Source organism: Limnohabitans sp., assembly GCF_030158565.1.
Classification (GTDB): Bacteria; Pseudomonadota; Gammaproteobacteria; order Burkholderiales; family Burkholderiaceae_C; genus Limnohabitans_A.
This window is the reverse complement of record NZ_JAOASQ010000053.1, coordinates 1-16,557: the sequence shown is the minus strand read 5'-3', so window position 1 is coordinate 16,557 and position 16,557 is coordinate 1. Positions and strand designations below refer to the sequence as shown.

Genomic DNA, 16,557 nt, shown 5'->3' with positions numbered 1-16,557 from the left:
TAATTAAAGCCCTTGTGCTCAGGACTTTCCCTGAGCCGGGGCGAGCCTCAAGACGAGGATTCGACTTTCCATTCCTTGCCCGTGCCACGCGCCAGTGCGGGGCCCACCACGTCCAGCGCCTTGCGGATCTGGTCCTTCAGGGTGAAGGGCGGGTTGATCACGAACATGCCACTGGCCACTAGGCCGCCGACGTCGCCAGGGCCACGGCCAATGGCCAAGGTGGCGTTGAGCCATGGCTTTTGCGCCTGGTTGGCCAGCGTTCGCAAGCGGCGGGGCAGCTCGTGTGCTTCGGGGCGAGGGATGATCGGGTACCAGACCAGATAGGTGCCGGTGGAGAAACGTTTGAGGTATTCCTGAATGACGTTGGCCACTTTGACGTAATCGGACTTGATTTCGTAGCTGGGGTCGATCAAGACCATGGCGCGTTTGGAACCCGTGGCCGATGCGGGTGGTGGCAGCAGCTTTTTGAGGGCTTCAAAGCCATCTTCGCGGCTCACGGTGACGGTGCGCCCCGCCTCCAGCTGGGCGATGTTGGACATCAGGGCACGGCTGTCGGTGGGGTGCAGCTCGAACAGGCGCAGGCGGTCTCGCGAGGCGTGGCGCATCAGGCGCTGCATCAAAAAGGGCGAGCCGGGGTAGATCCGCGCCTCGCCATTGGCGTTGAAGCTCGCAATTTGTTCCAGATAGTCCTCGATGGGCTCCGGAATGCTGTCCAGTTTTTCCAGCGCGCCCAACAGTTTGAACAAGCCGTCCTGGGCCTCGGCGCCTTTTTGGGAGTAATCGCCGTCCAGGCGGTACAGGCCCGCGCCCGAATGGGTGTCGATCAAGGTGATGCCAGCCTCTTTTTGCATGAGGTGGCGCATGGTGGCGAGCAAGGTGATGTGTTTGAGCACATCGGCATGGTTGCCCGCGTGAAAAGCGTGTCGGTAACTGAACATGCGTCGATGGTAACCAATAACTTCTGCAAGTCCTTGATTTTTCGTATAATAGAAGGCTTCGCAGCGATTCAGTGGTTCCGCGGCGAAGACGCCAACCGCCGCAAGGCATTGGCAAATTCCCACCTAAGAGGCTCCCAACAGAGGAGCACCGACCGTGGAAAAGGACCCGACAAACCTTTCTTCAAAGAGAAAACTCATGACAACAACTTTCAGCGCCAAACCCGCTGAGGTCGTGCACGAGTGGTTTGTGATTGACGCGACCGACAAGGTCCTCGGACGAGTAGCCAGCGAAGTTGCTCTCCGTTTGCGCGGCAAACACAAGGCCATTTACACGCCTCACGTCGACACCGGTGACTTCATCGTCATCATCAATGCTGCCCAGCTCAAAGTGACTGGCACCAAGAGCCTCGACAAAGTGTATTACCGTCACTCGGGCTATCCCGGCGGTATCACTGCAACCAACTTCCGCGACATGCAAGCCAAGCACCCTGGCCGCGCACTCGAGAAGGCTGTCAAGGGCATGCTGCCCAAGGGCCCACTCGGTTACGCCATGATCAAGAAACTCAAGGTGTATGGCGGCGCAGAGCACCCACACACCGCCCAACAGCCTAAAGTGCTGGACATCTAAGGAGCCTTGAGATGATTGGTGAATGGAACAATGGCACAGGCCGTCGCAAATCCAGCGTCGCCCGCGTGTTTCTGAAAAAAGGCACTGGCAAGATCACGGTCAATGGCAAGGACATCCAAGCCTACTTCGGCCGCGAGACTTCGATCATGATCGCCAAGCAACCCCTCATGTTGACCAACCATGCCGAAACTTTCGACATCATGATCAACGTGCACGGCGGTGGCGAATCCGGTCAAGCCGGCGCATCGCGCCACGGCATCACCCGCGCCCTGATTGACTACGACGCAACGCTCAAGCCTATGCTGAGCCAAGCTGGTTTCGTCACTCGCGACGCCCGTGAAGTCGAACGTAAAAAGGTCGGCTTGCACTCTGCTCGTCGCCGCAAGCAATTCTCGAAGCGTTAATCCGCTTTCTTGTTTTGCCAAAAGCCGCAACGGTTCGCCGCTGCGGCTTTTTTCATGGGGCCGTCAGCTGCCGCATACCCCCAACGCCAGTAGCGTTAATGGCTTGGGTGAACGGGAATAACCTACTGCGGCGCTATACTATTCACCATTGATCCCGGAGAAAAACCATGAGCGCAGTTGCAGAAAACATCCAGACCGAAATGCCCGCACCGATTGTCTTCACCGACAGCGCTGCCGCCAAAGTGGCCGACCTGATCGCGGAAGAGGGCAACCCGGATCTGAAACTGCGCGTGTTCGTCCAGGGTGGCGGCTGTTCGGGCTTTCAGTACGGCTTCACCTTTGATGAAATCACCAACGAAGACGACACCACCATGAGCAAAAATGGCGTGTCGCTGTTGATTGACGCCATGAGCTACCAATACCTGATCGGCGCAGAGATCGACTACAAAGAAGACCTGCAGGGCGCGCAGTTTGTCATCAAGAATCCGAACGCCACATCCACTTGCGGCTGCGGTTCTTCTTTTTCGACCTGATAGCAAGCAGGCGAGCACGACTCGCCACACACATTACTGGGGGTCAGCGTGGATACAGCGCCCCCAACACACGGGCGCCTCTGGCGCCCGTGACGCTTTTCAGACTGGCGGTTTCGCGGCGCAAAGCCTTGAAGGCCAACCAGGCAAAAGCGGCAGCCTCTACCTGCAGCGGCGGCAGACCGCGCTCTTCGCTGCTGACCACGTCCACACCCGGCAAGTGCGCGGCCAGTCGGCGCATCAAATGCCCATTCAAGGCACCCCCACCGCACACGATCAGCCTTTGAGCCTTGGCGGCATGCACGCTGACATCCATGGCACAAGCCAAGGCCGTGAACTCGGTCAAGGTGGCTTGCACATCCACCGCAGACAGCTTGTCAAAGGCGCGCAGGTGCTGTTCCAGCCACGCCGGATTGAACAGATCACGCCCCGTGCTCTTGGGTGGGACACGCCTTAAAAAATCTTCGCTCAGCAAGCTGTGCAGCAAGTCCGCATGCACCGTGCCAGTTGCAGCCCAAGCGCCGTCGCGATCAAAGGCTTGGCCGGTGTGTTGCTGGCACCAAAAATCCATCAAGGCATTGCCTGGCCCACAGTCCCAGCCTTGCACCGAGCCATCGGCGTGCAAGACGCTGATGTTGGAAATGCCGCCAATGTTCATCGCCGCCACGCATTGACCGGGCAAGCCAAAAACACCTTGGTGAAACGCGGGCACCAGCGGTGCACCCTGGCCGCCAGCGGCCAGATCGCGGTTGCGAAAATCCGCCACCACATCGATGTCGGTCAGTTCGGCCAGCAAAGCGGCATTGATCAGCTGGATCGTGTAACCCACCGCCGCTTGCTGTGCGGCAAGGTCGCCATCAAACTCCAGTGGCCGATGGCGTACGGTTTGGCCGTGAGCGCCGACCGCGGTGATGTCTTGGGGCTTGAGCGAAGTCTGTGCCAGCAAATCACCGACCACCTGAGCGTAATGCCGTGACACCTGATTGCCAGCCAAAGCAGCTCGGTGCAGTTCGTCGGGGCCGCTTTGGTTCAGTGCCAGTAAGGTTTCGCGAAAGGGGGCATCAAAAGGGCGGAAAGCATGGCCTTCGACCTTCATCTGACCGTTTTCATGGATGCGGGCCAGCACGCCATCGACGCCGTCCAGGGATGTGCCTGACATCAGGCCAATGTAGAGACGGGAGGGCATGGAGAGCGTGTCAGAAAAGAGCGGCAACAAGAACCATGATGATGCCATCAAAAAAGGACCCGAAGGTCCTTTTGTCGATCACAACTCGTTGGTGTCGCGCATCAGCGCCGCCGCCTCGAATTGAGACTTGGCGTATTTCACCGCCGCATTGAAGCGGGCCATGGCCGCCGGCGAGATCGGCGTAGCTTGCGCTTGCTGTATCACGCTTTGCGGATCGACGTGCGCGCCATTGACGCGGAACTCAAAATGCAGATGAGGTCCGGTGGACCAGCCTGTGCTGCCCACGGCGCCAATCGTCTGGCCTTTTTGAATGGACTGGCCTTTGCTCACCTGGATGCGGCTCAGGTGGGCGTAGACCGTGCTGTGGCTGGGGCTGTGGCGCACGATCACCACATTGCCATAGCCGCCTTGCACACCTGCAAAATCGACCACGCCATCGCCAATCGACATCGCGGGGGTGCCGGTCGGTGCGGCGTAGTCCACACCATTGTGCTTTTGAAGCGTCTGGAAAATGGGGTGCAGTCGCATGCCCATGCCGCTGGTCTTGCGAGAAAAAGCCACCGGTGCCGCCAGGTAAGCGCGGCGCAGACTCTTGCCATCCAACGCGTAGTAGTTGCCCTTTTGACCGGGTTCCTGGAACCAAACCGCTTGGTAAAGTTGGTTGTCGTTGTTGAACTCGGCACTCAACACGCGCCCCGTGCGGATGGGTTCGCCGTCGGCCTCCAGCACCTCATAAACCACCGCGAAACGAGCGCCTTTGCGCAAAGTGCGGTGGAAGTCGATCTGACTCGAGAAGATATCAGTCAGCTGGCTGATCACGGGGTCGGGCAAACGGGCTTCATCAGCCGCTGCGTACAGCGAACTGGCCACCGTGCCGCCGGTCATGCGCACGCTGGTGTTCATTGCGGCAGACGTCTGAACGGCTTGCAAGCCTTGGGCAGTACGTGTCACCACCAAACGCTGGAAAGCGGTGTCCGTTTCATTGCGCAACCAACGCACACTCAACTGGCGCAATCGATTCTGGTTGTTGACCTCGGCCGACACCGTACGGCCCGAGCGCAACAACGCCTCCTTGGCCAAAGGGTTCTTGCGCAAGAAGGCTGCCACTTGCGGATCCACCACACCCATGCGACGCAACAAGCTCTCGGGCGTATCCGCGGTGCGGGTCAGATCCGAACGGGTCAAGTTCAGCTCGGTTTGCTCAATGGCCAGCGCTTGCGCTGCCAAATCGGCCACTTCAACCGGCACGGAGACACTGACCACCGGTTGGTCAGAAATGTCAGGGCCCAAATTGGCAATGGCAAAAGCGCCGACACCGGTGGCCATCAACACGGAGGCCACGGTGCTGCTGATCATTTTGGGGTAACGCAGCACCCAAGTGCGCAGGGCATGCAGCCACTGAGCCAGTTGCGGGTGCTGGCCGTCCAACCAGGCCAAGGCACGTTGAATGCTCGACAAAGCTGCGCCCAGAGCCAAAGTGCCCTGAACCAACAGCTTGATCAGCAACGCACCCAGTCGGGTCTTGAAATCATTCAAAAAAGGCATTCAATTCACGGATACATTGAAGCTGCGACACGGACGTGCGGCAGTTCAACAAAAAGAGGGGCAAGCGCATCCACCTAAAATGGAGGTCTTGGCAAGGAGCAGAGTTTACCGCCCGAGCCCATTTGACTCCAGAAAAAACCTTTATGAATCAAGCGCTTGTTACAAAGTTCCCAGTCACGGACTCGGTTTTGAATGCTTTGGAGGTCACTTTGCGCGGCTGCGAAGAACTGATCCCCAAAGAAGACTGGCTGCAAAAACTGGCCAAGTCCGAAGCCACAGGCGTGCCCCTGCGCATCAAGCTGGGCCTGGACCCGACAGCGCCCGACATCCACATCGGCCACACCGTGGTGCTCAACAAAATGCGCCAGTTGCAAGACTTGGGGCATCAGGTGATTTTCCTGATTGGCGACTTCACCAGCCTGATCGGCGACCCGTCGGGCCGCAACAGCACCCGTCCGCCGCTGACGCCCGAGCAGATCAAGCTCAACGCCGAAACCTATTACAAGCAAGCCAGCCTCGTGCTGGACCCCGCCAAGACCGAAATCCGCTACAACAGTGAGTGGTCGCTCCCCCTGGGCTCCATGGGCATGATCCAGCTGGCCGCCAAATACACCGTGGCCCGCATGATGGAGCGCAACGACTTCCACGACCGCTTCCACGCGGGCACGCCCATCAGCGTGCACGAGTTTTTGTACCCGCTCATGCAAGGCTACGACTCCGTGGCCCTCAAGTCCGACCTGGAGCTGGGCGGCACCGACCAAAAATTCAACCTGCTCATGGGCCGCCACCTGCAGGCCGAATACGGCCAGGACCAGCAATGCATCCTGACCATGCCCCTGCTTGAAGGCCTGGACGGCGTGGACAAAATGTCCAAGTCCAAGAACAACTACATCGGCATCACCGAAGAAGCCAACAGCATGTTCGCCAAAGTGCTCAGCATCTCCGACACCCTCATGTGGCGCTGGTACACGCTGCTGTCCTTCAAGTCCATGGCCGAGATCGAAGCGCTCAAAAAAGAAATCGAAGGCGGGCGCAACCCCAAAGACGCCAAAGTCATGCTGGCCAAGGAAATCACCACCCGATTCCACAGCGCAGCCGCTGCAGAAGCGGCCGAGCAAGACTTCATCAACCGCAGCAAAGGCGGCGTCCCCGACGACATCCCCGAGGTCGCCCTGTCCGGTGCGCCCATGGGCATTGGCGCCTTGCTCAAATCGGCGGGCCTGGCCCCCTCCACCACAGAAGCCGGTCGCCTGATTGACGGCGGTGGCGTGCGCATTGACTCCATTGTCATCAGTGACAAAGGCCTCAAACTGGAGGCGGGCACCTACGTCGTGCAAGTGGGCAAACGCAAGTTCGCCAAAGTCACCCTGTCCTGATCGCGCCGCTGCAGCGCCGGTGCGTCACCAGCGCTGCACCGCGGCGGAGTATCCTCAAAGCATGAAACAACTCGATGCCTGGATGACCCCCAAGCGCATGCTTTGGGCCTCGGTGGTGGTGGCCCTGGTCACCATCGCCCTCAAAACCCTGGCCTGGTGGCTCACCGACTCGGTCGGCCTGTTGTCTGACGCCATGGAATCCCTGGTCAACCTGGCCAGTGCCATCTTCGGCCTCATGATGGTCACCGTGGCCGAAATGCCGCCCGACGAAGACCACCCCTACGGCCACCACAAAGCCGAATACTTCTCCTCAGGCTTCGAAGGCATCCTCATCATCGTGGCGGCCTTGGGCATCGTCTGGGCCGCCGCACACCGCATTTTTGACCCCCAACCGCTGGAGCAAGTCGGCCTGGGCCTGGCCCTGTCGGTCGGCAGCTCGGCCCTCAACGGCCTGCTGGCCTGGCTCATGTTCCGCGCTGCCAAACAACACCGCTCGCTGGCGCTGCAAGCCGATGCCCGCCACCTGGTCACCGACGTCTGGACGTCTGCAGGCGTCGTGCTTGGCATCGCGCTGGTCAGCGTCACCGGCTGGCTCTGGCTCGACGCCGTCGTCGCCATCGGCGTCGCCCTCAACATCCTGAGAGAAGGCGCGCACCTCGTTTGGGAATCCTCGCAAGGCCTCATGGACGAAGCGGTCGAAGCCGAGGTCATGGCCGACATCCACACCGTCCTGCAAGGCTTTGCCCACCAGCGCGGCGACGTCGAAATCATCCGCTTCGACCACCTCACCACCCGCAAAGCCGGACAACGCCGATTCGTCGACGTCCACATGCACATGCCCGCCAGCTGGACCCTGGGCCGCGCCGCCGCCCTGCGCACCAGCGTCGAGCAAGCCCTCATGAGCGAAGTGCCCGGCCTGCGTGCCAGCATCCAGCTCCTGCCCAGCGATGTCGAAGCCCACTTCGACGACCCCCGCGACCTGAAATGATCGCCATCCTCCAACGCGTCAGCCAAGCCAGCGTGCGGGTGGATGACCAAGTCATCGGCCAGATCGGCGCCGGCCTGCTGGTGTTGCTCTGCGCCGAAAAAGGCGACACCGACGCCGTGGCCGACAAAATGCTGGCCAAGATGCTCAAGCTGCGCATCTTCAGCGACGACGCCGGCAAGATGAACCGCAGCGTGCAAGACGTTGGTGGCGGCTTGCTCGTGGTGAGCCAATTCACCCTCGCCGCCGACGTGGCGGGCGGCAACCGCCCCAGCTTCACCCAAGCCGCCGCACCCGACGAAGGCCGACGCCTGTACGACCACTTCGTCACCCAAGCCCGCGCCCAGCACCCCGTGGTGCAAACCGGCCGCTTCGCCGCCGACATGCAGGTCTCGCTCATCAACGACGGCCCCATCACCATCCCCATGCGCATGAACGCCTGAGCCTTGGCGCCCGAAACGGGAGCCCCTGACGTGTCCTTGCGAGCCCTTTGACTTGTCCTTGCGAGCGAAGCGCGGCAATCCAGACTTCCCTTCACCGAGCTTGACGTTTCTGTCAGGCGGTGGACGCTGCACGTCATTTTTGCCAGTGACAAGCATGACAGCGATCAGTCGCTACCCTGTCATGCCCCGGTTTGTCGCTGTCACTAAGAGTCTGAAGGTATTGTTTGTATTTGTATTTTGAAATGTCAGATTTGACGGCGATCTTCTTTTTTGTTTGTATCTTTGGTCTATAAACCAGATGGAATTTTAAAAAAAGAAACGTTAATAATTAGTTACATAAATGTCACATGTACGCCATTTGGCGTATATAAATTTCCAAAAAATCTTGGATACTTTTGTCATAAGCCCCTAATTGGGACACCTGTGACAAAAAGTTGCTGAACCACGTGCGCGCAGCCAAAGGAAACTTATGACATTCAAGACGTTTTTAAACCAGTCCAAGCACTCCAATGGGCAAGCCAGTCTTGCCCGCGGCCTGTTTGCGTCCTTCATGCTGTGCCTGTCTTTGGGCGCCTTCGCCCAGAACTACTACACCGGCCCCAACAGCCCCATCCACACCTTTGGCCAGAAATTCGCCCAAGCCGCCCAAGTGGTTGACAGCCAGTCGCGCATGGTCTTCTACCGCACCCGCCAGTCCTCTTCGGTGCCAGGTGCGGCCAGCGTCTATGTCAACGGTGCCTACCACGCCTCCATCATCCCCGGTGGTTACAGCCAGCTGTGCATGCCCCCGGGCAGCGTCGAGCTGGGCCTCAAATCTGTAGAGGTGGGCACCAACGTCAAAGACAACCTGGACACCATCACCGTCATCCGCAACGCCGGTGCCCAGACCCAATTCTTCCGTGTGCAAGAAGCCGGTCGCGCCCGCCAAGTGCTGCAGCCCGTGCAAGCGGCTGAGGCGCTGCGCGAGATCGAAGGCGCACGCGAGCAAACCCACACCATCTCGCGCGTGGTGGGCGCTGTCGAGTGCAGCATCAACCGCAACCCCGCCCCCGCAGCACCGCAAACCATCACCCTGGCCGCTGACGCCTTGTTCGCCTTTGGCCGCTCAGACCTGGCCGCCATGTCCCCCACAGGCCGCGCCTCGCTCGATGCCCTGGTGGCCCGCCTGCGCAGCGAATACATCCAACTGGACCGCATGAACATCATCGGCCACGCCGACCCGCTGGGCTCGCCTGGCCCCAACGAACGTTTGTCCATTGACCGCGCCAACACCGTGCAGCAGTACCTGACCCAGTCGGGCCTGGGCAGCGTGCGCATGACCAGCGAAGGCCGTGGTGACCGCGAACCCGTGGCCTTGCAGTGCGGCCGCGTGGCCACACCCCAGGCCATCGCCTGCCACGCGCCCAACCGCCGCGTGGTCATTGACATCGCTGGCGCACGCCGCTGATCGCAGCTGAACACCGAACAACAACCGAACACAGCATTGCAGATCAATGGCGACCCAGTGACGTGCAACACGCGACAGTGTCGTAAAGCCAGCCGCTTCGCTCGTCATCGCGAGCCCCCTCTCTCGTCATTGCGAGCGAAGCGTGGCAATCCAGGTCTTCGGTAGGTCGGCGGCTTGAGCCCCGACATTGGCCGCCGATGCGCCAACGTCTGCAACAACCCCCGTGGCCGACGCCTTGCTGGCAGCTGTTGCAGGTGCTCTGGCGCCAGAAGCCTCAGCTTTGATCCAGAACAAGCCTTACACCTTGAGCCCCGAGCAGATCGCTCAGTTCCAGGCGGTGGTGGATGCGGCTTTGCCGACAGACGCCGCCACTGTGGTGGACGCGCAGCAGCCAACGCATTGCGACGAGCCTTGGCTCATCCAGCTCAACGGCCCCACCGGCACCGAGCCTGTGGTGTTGAACCTGGCCCCCGCTGCCTGGCAGAACAAGCCGTTCACCCTGAGCGCCGATCAGTTGTCGCAGCTGGGCTTGCCCGTGCCCACCGACAGCAACTTGGCCAGCTCCTTCAAGCTGAACGTGACCGACGTGCTGCTGACCCCCGCCGACGGCGTGACGCCACCAGCGCTGCAAGTCAACGGTGCACCGGTCAACGCCAACACGCTGAACCTGCGCAACCTGCTGGGCGCAGACGCCGCCCCCACACAGCTGACCGCCACCGGCACTGTGCAACAAGACGGCCAGTCGTTCACCTACCAAGTAGACGCCACCCTGCAAGCCATGATCGACCAGCAGCACCTGCAGCACGCGACGATGTCGTAAAGCCAGCCGCTTCGCTCGTCATCGCGAGCCACTCTCGCGTCATTGCGAGCGAAGCGCGGCAATCCAGGCGTCCCTCGTCATTGCGAGCGAAGCGTGGCAATCCAGGTCTTCGGTAGCTAGCCCGACAACAGTCAAGCCCACACCTCACAAGGGTGTGGGCTTTTTTTGTTTTTTTGACTGCTCTTGATATTGGTAATACTTTGTGTGATACTTTTGGAAAATCAGGGAGACGAAGATGGACATCTTTAAAAGTGCGTGGTTCACACGCTTCGCCCGTAAAGAAAAGATTTCTGTTGCTGCGCTTTGCGATGCCGTCAACCGAGCCGAACGCGGTTTGATCGATGCCGATTTGGGCGCTGGCGTGATCAAGCAACGTATTGCACGACCCGGTGAGGGGCGTTCAAAGGGTTATCGAACAATTCTGCTGTTTCGCAAGACGCATCGGTGTTTCTTTGTTTATGGTTTTGCCAAGAGCGAGTTCGAAAACATCAGCTCAATTGAAGAGGCTCAATTCAGGAAGATGGCTCGTCACGTATTGGATTTAACGGATGTCCAACTCATGGAGTTGGTGACTCAAGGACATTTTGAAAAGGTGGTGCCCGATGCCTAAAAAATACCGCAGTGATGCATTGGCTGCGATTCATGAAACGATGGAGGCTTTGCATGAGGTTGGCGCGGTGGACCGCCAGACCATGCGTGAGTTTGATGAGACGTGCCTGACACCCATTGAGGTGATGCTTCCAGAACAAATCAAGGCGCTTCGGATGCGCGAGCATATTTCGCAGCCGGTGTTTGCAAGATACCTGAATGTGTCAAAGAACCTTGTTTCTGATTGGGAGCGCGGTGTCAAAAAGCCCGGCGGGCCAGCGCTCAGGCTGCTGACGGTGATTCAGCACAAGGGCTTGATGTCGATCGCCTGAAACTGGATTGCCACGTCGCTTCGCTCCTCGCAATGACGGGGAGGGGGCGCGCGGTGACCGTCACTCGTCATCGCGAGCCCCTTCTCTCGTCATTGCGAGCGAAGCGCGGCAATCTAGGTCTTCGGTGGTTTAGCCGCGACACAGGTCATCGCATGCCGTCGATAATCGCTGCATGACTGCAAAACCCCAAGACGCGACATCGGCTCGCTTTGACCAGCTGACGCTGGCCCCCGCCACCCTTCAAAACCTGGAGCAACTGGGTTACACCCAAATGACCCCCATCCAGGCCGCGAGCTTGCCTGTGACTTTGGCCGGGCAAGATTTGATCGCCCAGGCCAGCACCGGCAGCGGCAAGACGGTGGCCTTTGGCTTGCCTTTGATTGAACGCTTGCAAAGCGCGGGCTCGCCCAGCGCGCCGGTGCAGGCGGTGATTTTGTGTCCCACTCGCGAGCTGGCCGATCAGGTGACGATGGAAATCCGCCGCTTGGCGCGTGCGCGGCAGAACGTGAAAGTGGTCACCTTGTGTGGCGGCGTGGCCCTGCGCGGCCAGACTGTGAGTCTGGAGCATGGCGCCGACATTGTGGTGGGCACGCCCGGCCGAATTTTGGACCACCTGGAGCGCGGCTCGCTGAGCTTGGCCGGTGTGAACACGCTGGTGCTGGACGAGGCCGATCGCATGTTGGACATGGGCTTTTTTGACGACATCGCCAAGGTGGTGCGCCAGTGCGCCAAGGACCGCCAGACCTTGCTGTTTTCGGCCACTTACCCCGAAGGCATCGACAAGCTGGCCGCGCAGTTCATGCGCCAGCCCAAGACCATCAAGGTCGAGGCGCAGCACAGCGCGCACAAGATCCGGCAGATCTTTTTTGAAGTGGCTGAGCACGAGCGCTTGCATGCCGTGTCGAGCATCCTGGCGCATTACCGCCCCGAGCGCACGCTGGTGTTTTGCAACACCAAGCAGCAGTGCCGCGATGTGGTGGCCGTGCTGCAAGCCCAAGGCCTGAGCGCTTTGGCCTTGTATGGCGAGCTGGAGCAGCGCGAGCGCGATCAGGTGCTGGTGCAGTTTGCCAACCGCAGCTGTTCGGTGCTGGTGGCCACCGATGTGGCTTCACGCGGACTGGACGTGCAGGGCCTGGAGGCTGTGATCAATGTGGACGTGACGCCCGATCCCGAGATCCACATCCACCGCATTGGCCGCACGGGCCGGGGCGATGCCGAAGGCCTGGCGCTGACCCTGGCCAGCATGGACGAGATGGGCTCGGTCGGCAAGATCGAGGTGCTGCAAGGCCGCGAGTCCGATTGGCAGCCTTTGTCCATCCTCACGCCCGCAGCGGGTGGGCCTTTGCGTCCACCGATGCGCACCTTGCAAATCGTGGGCGGCCGCAAGGAAAAGATCCGTGCAGGCGATGTGATGGGCGCTTTGGCTGGCGAGTGCGGCCTGACCCGCGAGCAGGTGGGCAAGATCAATGTGAACGAGTTTTCGACCTATGTGGCGGTGCAGGCCGATCTGGCCAAGAAGGTCGAGGCGCAGCTGTCAAGCGGCAAGATCAAGGGCAAGACCGTGAAGGTTCGATTGATCTGACGTTGGTTTCTTTTGCGGGGGCGGTGTGTGAGGGGATGCGGCGGGTTCCTCATAACGGGGTACCGACAAATCGTCACCCGCCGCATCCCCTCACACACCTGAGTGGTCATTCGTGCAAATGGTCGGCTGTTCGTGAGTGGCTTTCGACCCGAAGCCTACACGTTTGAAATGGCTCAGATGAGCACCGCAGGTTTTAAAAGAGCACCACGGCCTTGTGTGGGATGGGGCCGGGTGACGATTTGTCGGTACCCCGTTATGAGGAACCCGGCCCCATCCCACACAAGGCCTCACCCGCTGAACACTAGCGATAAGGATTCTTGATCCCCAACTCCGCCAGGATGTCCACCTCGTAGGCTTCCATCTCCTCGGCATCGGCCTCGCTGGTTTCGTGGTCCCAGCCCTGGGCGTGCAGGGTGCCGTGCACCAGCAGGTGCGCGTAATGCGCGGCCAGGGTTTTGCCTTGCTCTTTGGCTTCGCGTGCCACGACCGGGGCGCACAGCACCAAGTCAGCCATCACCACAGGTTCCTGCGCATAGTCAAAGGTCAGCACATTGGTGGCGTAGTCTTTTTTGCGGTAACTCTTGTTGAGCTCGCGGCCTTCTTCTTCGCCCACGATGCGCACGGTGATTTCGGCATCGTCGGCCAAGGCGTGGCGAATCGCGCGGGTGACCGCATGGCGGGGCAGGGCGGCGCGGTGGCGGGCGGCATCGGGGATGTCGCCAAATTGCAGTGAGAGCTGAAGTTGTTGCAGGGCCATGGGTGCTTATCGGGTGTCGGTCGGGTTTCGGTCGGCTGTTCAATCGTCGGTCGGCAAGGGCTTGCGGCGGGTGCTGATGCCTGCGCGCATGACCGCGCTGCCTTGGGCTTCGTAGGCGTCCACGATGCGGGCCACCAGCGGATGGCGCACCACGTCGGCGCTGGAAAAGCGGGTGAAGGCGATGCCTTTGACGCGCTTTAACACGCGCTCGGCATCGATCAGGCCGCTCAACTGCCCTTTGGGCAAGTCGATCTGGCTCACGTCGCCGGTGACCACGGCCTTGGCGCCAAAGCCGATGCGGGTCAGAAACATCTTCATTTGCTCGGTGCTGGTGTTCTGCGCTTCGTCCAGGATCACGAAGGCGTTGTTCAGCGTGCGCCCGCGCATGAAGGCCAGCGGCGCGATCTCGATGGCGTTGCGCTCAAAGGCTTTTTGCACCTTGTCGTAACCCATCAGGTCGTACAGCGCGTCGTACAGGGGGCGCAGGTACGGGTCGACCTTTTGCGACAGGTCGCCCGGCAAGAAGCCCAGGCGTTCACCGGCTTCCACCGCTGGGCGCGTCAGCACGATGCGCTGCACACTGCTGCGCTCCAGCGCGTCCACCGCGCAGGCCACGGCCAGGTAGGTCTTGCCCGTGCCTGCAGGCCCGATGCCAAAAGTAATGTCGTGGCTGGCGATGTTCTCCAGATAGGCCGCTTGCACCGGGGTGCGGGCCTTCAGGTCGGCGCGGCGGGTTTGCAAGGCGGGCAGGTCGGCTTCTTCGCCCGCGCTGTCGCCCACCAGCATGAGCTGCACCATGTCGGGCGAAATGGGGCGGTCAGCCCGCTCGTAAATCGCCTGCAAAATCTCCATGGCCCGCATGGCCACCGCCTTGGGGCCGTCCACCTTGAACTGCTCGTGGCGGTGCGCAATGCTCACTTGCAGCCCCGCTTCGATGGTGCGCAGGTGGGCATCCATCGGGCCGCACAGGTGCGACAGCCGGGTGTTGTTGTGCGGAGTGAAAGTGTGTCTGACGATCAAGTTGATAATCCTAGGTGAGCGCGTTGCCGAGCCATCGGCCACCGCGCATTTTCTCCCATGATAGGCATTTGAAGGCACCCCTCTCCATGATTGGCAAACTGACCGGCATCCTGAGCGACAAGAACCCCCCCGAGGTGATCGTGGACTGTCATGGCGTGGGCTACGAAGTGAATGTGCCCATGAGCACTTTCTACAACTTGCCCGCTACCGGCGAGAAGGTCAGTTTGGTCACGCACTTTGTGGTGCGCGAAGACGCGCAAATCCTCTACGGCTTTGCCACTTTGAGTGAGCGCGAGGCCTTTCGCCAGCTCATCAAGATCTCGGGCGTGGGCCCGCGCACCGCTTTGAGCGTGCTGTCGGGCATGAGCGTGGCCGATCTGGCCCAGGCCATCACCAGCCAAGAGGCGGGGCGCTTGGTCAAGGTGCCGGGCATCGGCAAGAAGACGGCCGAGCGCCTGCTCCTTGAACTGAAAGGCAAGCTGGGTGGCGACTTGGGCGGCCTGTTCGCGGTCAACACCAGCGACGCGCAAAGCGACATCCAGCAGGCCTTGATGGCCCTGGGCTACAGCGACAAGGAAGCCTCGGCCGCGCTCAAGAGCCTGCCGGCCGATGTGGGCGTGAGCGAGGGCATCAAGCTGGCGCTCAAAGCCTTGAACAAATAATGGTCCGGCCCGATGAAGTTGAAACATCATTGCCGCCCCCATGTTTGTCATCCCGGGCGAAGACCCGGGATCCAGTGCGAACCCTGTTCCTTTGCAATCGCCCATCGCGTGCTCTGGATCCCGGCTCAAGGCCGGGATGACAAAAGGGATGGCTTGCTTGCGATATCTGAAAACTTCACAGGACCAGATCCATAAACATTCAGCTTGGCTTTTATTTGGATATCCTTCGGATATACTTGGTGCATGAAAACCACCGCCTTGACCATTTCCACTTGGGGCAACAGCCACGGCATCCGGCTCAGCCGTGAGTTGATGCAAAAGCTGGGCATTACGCCCGGTACGCCTTTGCAGGCGACCGTCGTGGCCAAAGGTCGTCTGGAGCTGCGTGCTGTGCCTCAGCGCCCCAGCTTGCAAGACAAGCTGGCGGCTTTTGACCCCCAAGTGCACAGCGGTGAACTCATGCAGGATGCCCCCCAAGGTGCCGAGTTTGGGGCTTCCAAGTGAGCCGACCCCTTTGGGTGCCTGAGCGGCAAGACATCATCTGGATCAACTTCAATCCTCAAGTGGGCCGGGAGATGCGCGATATGCACCCCATGCTGGTGCTGTCACCCAAGGCCTTTAACGACAAGACATCCATCGTCATCGGTTTTCCCATGTCTACGGCGGCCTACAACGCGACCAACCCGTTTGCGATTGACAACAGCAAAGCCGCCAAACAACCGAGCTTCATCATTTGCAACCAGCCCAAGAGCTTTGACTGGCGACAGCGTGGCGCAACACAGCACCCCTGGAAGCGGGTCAGCGATGCGGTGTTTCAGGCAGCCCGTCTTGAGTTAAACGACATCATCGAATTGGTGAACACATGAGCATCCGCACCGACGACTTTTTGCCCGAACCCGTGCCCCGGGTCATCTCCGCTGCCCCCGTGTCGCACCAAGAGGAAGCCATTGAACGCGCCTTGCGCCCCAAGCTGCTCGACGAATATGTCGGCCAGGTCAAGGTGCGGGAACAGCTGGAGATTTTCATCAGCGCCGCCAAGATGCGCGAAGAACCGCTGGACCATGTGCTGCTGTTTGGCCCGCCCGGCCTGGGCAAGACCACACTGAGCCACATCATTGCTGCAGAGCTGGGCGTGAACCTGCGCCAGACCAGCGGCCCCGTTTTGGAGAAACCCAAGGATTTGGCGGCATTGCTGACCAATCTGGAGCGCAACGATGTGCTCTTTATTGACGAGATCCACCGCCTGTCGCCCGTGGTGGAAGAAATTTTGTACCCCGCGCTGGAGGACTACCAGATCGACATCATGATCGGCGA

At 60.3% G+C, this 16,557-nt stretch carries 20 protein-coding genes; 15 read left to right on the top strand and 5 right to left on the bottom strand.

Annotation, left to right across the window (positions count from 1 at the left end):
* Positions 1-47: 47 nt before the first annotated feature.
* Complete coding sequence (gene rlmJ / locus Q1W40_RS11435; protein ID WP_300711996.1) at positions 48-938, bottom strand: 23S rRNA (adenine(2030)-N(6))-methyltransferase RlmJ; 891 nt, start codon at positions 936-938, stop codon at positions 48-50.
* Between the two features lie 196 nt (positions 939-1,134).
* On the opposite strand from rlmJ, the gene rplM reads away from it, so the two are divergent.
* The 3 genes from rplM (at position 1,135) to erpA (ending at position 2,503) form a co-directional block, all read left to right on the top strand.
* Positions 1,135-1,566, top strand: a complete 432-nt coding sequence (gene rplM, locus Q1W40_RS11430; protein WP_300711994.1) for a 50S ribosomal protein L13 — start codon at positions 1,135-1,137, stop codon at positions 1,564-1,566.
* A gap of 11 nt (positions 1,567-1,577) precedes the next feature.
* Positions 1,578-1,970 carry a 30S ribosomal protein S9 gene (gene rpsI / locus Q1W40_RS11425; RefSeq protein ID WP_108324550.1) on the top strand — a complete coding sequence of 131 codons (393 nt, stop codon included), beginning with the start codon at positions 1,578-1,580 and terminating at the stop codon, positions 1,968-1,970.
* A gap of 167 nt (positions 1,971-2,137) precedes the next feature.
* The gene (erpA, locus tag Q1W40_RS11420; RefSeq protein ID WP_090137811.1) at positions 2,138-2,503 is read left to right on the top strand and encodes an iron-sulfur cluster insertion protein ErpA; all 366 of its coding nucleotides are present in this window, start codon (positions 2,138-2,140) and stop codon (positions 2,501-2,503) included.
* 43 nt (positions 2,504-2,546) lie between these two features.
* Here the strand turns inward: erpA and Q1W40_RS11415 are convergent, their stop codons facing one another.
* Complete coding sequence (locus Q1W40_RS11415) at positions 2,547-3,686, bottom strand: anhydro-N-acetylmuramic acid kinase (protein ID WP_300711986.1); 1,140 nt, start codon at positions 3,684-3,686, stop codon at positions 2,547-2,549.
* A 78-nt stretch (positions 3,687-3,764) separates the two neighbouring features.
* Positions 3,765-5,231, bottom strand: coding sequence for a M23 family metallopeptidase (locus Q1W40_RS11410; protein WP_300711984.1), 1,467 nt, complete (start codon positions 5,229-5,231; stop codon positions 3,765-3,767).
* 143 nt (positions 5,232-5,374) lie between these two features.
* Here Q1W40_RS11410 and tyrS point away from each other — a divergent pair, with 143 nt between their 5' ends.
* The 8 genes from tyrS to dbpA all read left to right on the top strand — a co-directional run bounded on the left by tyrS (position 5,375) and on the right by dbpA (position 12,804).
* Positions 5,375-6,607, top strand: coding sequence for a tyrosine--tRNA ligase (tyrS, locus tag Q1W40_RS11405; protein ID WP_300711982.1), 1,233 nt, complete (start codon positions 5,375-5,377; stop codon positions 6,605-6,607).
* A 61-nt stretch (positions 6,608-6,668) separates the two neighbouring features.
* Positions 6,669-7,595: a cation diffusion facilitator family transporter gene (locus Q1W40_RS11400; RefSeq protein ID WP_300711980.1), complete on the top strand. Its 927-nt coding sequence runs from the start codon at positions 6,669-6,671 to the stop codon at positions 7,593-7,595.
* Positions 7,592-8,035, top strand: coding sequence for a D-aminoacyl-tRNA deacylase (dtd, locus tag Q1W40_RS11395; protein WP_300711978.1), 444 nt, complete (start codon positions 7,592-7,594; stop codon positions 8,033-8,035). Before Q1W40_RS11400 ends, dtd begins: the two co-directional genes overlap by 4 nt.
* A gap of 469 nt (positions 8,036-8,504) precedes the next feature.
* Complete coding sequence (locus tag Q1W40_RS11390; RefSeq protein ID WP_300711976.1) at positions 8,505-9,482, top strand: OmpA family protein; 978 nt, start codon at positions 8,505-8,507, stop codon at positions 9,480-9,482.
* Positions 9,483-9,705: 223 nt separating this feature from the next.
* On the top strand, positions 9,706-10,302 hold the full coding sequence (locus Q1W40_RS11385) for a hypothetical protein (protein ID WP_300711974.1): 597 nt from the start codon (positions 9,706-9,708) through the stop codon (positions 10,300-10,302).
* 235 nt (positions 10,303-10,537) lie between these two features.
* Positions 10,538-10,912: a type II toxin-antitoxin system RelE/ParE family toxin gene (locus Q1W40_RS11380; protein ID WP_300711972.1), complete on the top strand. Its 375-nt coding sequence runs from the start codon at positions 10,538-10,540 to the stop codon at positions 10,910-10,912.
* Complete coding sequence (locus Q1W40_RS11375; RefSeq protein ID WP_300711970.1) at positions 10,905-11,222, top strand: DNA-binding transcriptional regulator; 318 nt, start codon at positions 10,905-10,907, stop codon at positions 11,220-11,222. Before Q1W40_RS11380 ends, Q1W40_RS11375 begins: the two co-directional genes overlap by 8 nt.
* A 172-nt stretch (positions 11,223-11,394) precedes the next feature.
* Positions 11,395-12,804, top strand: coding sequence for an ATP-dependent RNA helicase DbpA (dbpA, locus tag Q1W40_RS11370; RefSeq protein WP_300711968.1), 1,410 nt, complete (start codon positions 11,395-11,397; stop codon positions 12,802-12,804).
* 301 nt (positions 12,805-13,105) lie between these two features.
* On the opposite strand, the gene ybeY is transcribed toward dbpA, so the two are convergent.
* Positions 13,106-13,561, bottom strand: a complete 456-nt coding sequence (gene ybeY, locus Q1W40_RS11365) for an rRNA maturation RNase YbeY (RefSeq protein ID WP_300711966.1) — start codon at positions 13,559-13,561, stop codon at positions 13,106-13,108.
* Between the two features lie 39 nt (positions 13,562-13,600).
* Positions 13,601-14,581, bottom strand: a complete 981-nt coding sequence (locus Q1W40_RS11360) for a PhoH family protein (protein WP_300711964.1) — start codon at positions 14,579-14,581, stop codon at positions 13,601-13,603.
* An 86-nt stretch (positions 14,582-14,667) separates the two neighbouring features.
* On the opposite strand from Q1W40_RS11360, the gene ruvA reads away from it, so the two are divergent.
* The 4 genes from ruvA to Q1W40_RS11340 form a co-directional block, all read left to right on the top strand.
* Positions 14,668-15,243, top strand: a complete 576-nt coding sequence (ruvA, locus tag Q1W40_RS11355) for a Holliday junction branch migration protein RuvA (RefSeq protein ID WP_108324526.1) — start codon at positions 14,668-14,670, stop codon at positions 15,241-15,243.
* A 243-nt stretch (positions 15,244-15,486) separates the two neighbouring features.
* A complete protein-coding gene (locus Q1W40_RS11350; RefSeq protein ID WP_300711961.1) occupies positions 15,487-15,747 on the top strand; it encodes a hypothetical protein in 261 nt (86 codons plus the stop codon).
* On the top strand, positions 15,744-16,109 hold the full coding sequence (locus Q1W40_RS11345) for a type II toxin-antitoxin system PemK/MazF family toxin (RefSeq protein WP_300711959.1): 366 nt from the start codon (positions 15,744-15,746) through the stop codon (positions 16,107-16,109). The genes Q1W40_RS11350 and Q1W40_RS11345 overlap by 4 nt, the downstream gene beginning before the upstream one ends.
* Positions 16,106-16,557 (top strand): AAA family ATPase (locus tag Q1W40_RS11340; RefSeq protein WP_300711957.1); only part of this gene is annotated, 452 nt, incomplete at its 3' end. The genes Q1W40_RS11345 and Q1W40_RS11340, both read left to right, overlap by 4 nt.

Coding starts and splice junctions, on each gene's coding strand:
- rlmJ (WP_300711996.1), bottom strand. CDS start 938: ATGTTCAGTTACCGACACGCTTTTCACGCGGGCAACCATGCCGATGTG.
- rplM (WP_300711994.1), top strand. CDS start 1,135: ATGACAACAACTTTCAGCGCCAAACCCGCTGAGGTCGTGCACGAGTGG.
- rpsI (WP_108324550.1), top strand. CDS start 1,578: ATGATTGGTGAATGGAACAATGGCACAGGCCGTCGCAAATCCAGCGTC.
- erpA (WP_090137811.1), top strand. CDS start 2,138: ATGAGCGCAGTTGCAGAAAACATCCAGACCGAAATGCCCGCACCGATT.
- Q1W40_RS11415 (WP_300711986.1), bottom strand. CDS start 3,686: ATGCCCTCCCGTCTCTACATTGGCCTGATGTCAGGCACATCCCTGGAC.
- Q1W40_RS11410 (WP_300711984.1), bottom strand. CDS start 5,231: ATGCCTTTTTTGAATGATTTCAAGACCCGACTGGGTGCGTTGCTGATC.
- tyrS (WP_300711982.1), top strand. CDS start 5,375: ATGAATCAAGCGCTTGTTACAAAGTTCCCAGTCACGGACTCGGTTTTG.
- Q1W40_RS11400 (WP_300711980.1), top strand. CDS start 6,669: ATGAAACAACTCGATGCCTGGATGACCCCCAAGCGCATGCTTTGGGCC.
- dtd (WP_300711978.1), top strand. CDS start 7,592: ATGATCGCCATCCTCCAACGCGTCAGCCAAGCCAGCGTGCGGGTGGAT.
- Q1W40_RS11390 (WP_300711976.1), top strand. CDS start 8,505: ATGACATTCAAGACGTTTTTAAACCAGTCCAAGCACTCCAATGGGCAA.
- Q1W40_RS11380 (WP_300711972.1), top strand. CDS start 10,538: ATGGACATCTTTAAAAGTGCGTGGTTCACACGCTTCGCCCGTAAAGAA.
- Q1W40_RS11375 (WP_300711970.1), top strand. CDS start 10,905: ATGCCTAAAAAATACCGCAGTGATGCATTGGCTGCGATTCATGAAACG.
- dbpA (WP_300711968.1), top strand. CDS start 11,395: ATGACTGCAAAACCCCAAGACGCGACATCGGCTCGCTTTGACCAGCTG.
- ybeY (WP_300711966.1), bottom strand. CDS start 13,561: ATGGCCCTGCAACAACTTCAGCTCTCACTGCAATTTGGCGACATCCCC.
- ruvA (WP_108324526.1), top strand. CDS start 14,668: ATGATTGGCAAACTGACCGGCATCCTGAGCGACAAGAACCCCCCCGAG.
- Q1W40_RS11350 (WP_300711961.1), top strand. CDS start 15,487: ATGAAAACCACCGCCTTGACCATTTCCACTTGGGGCAACAGCCACGGC.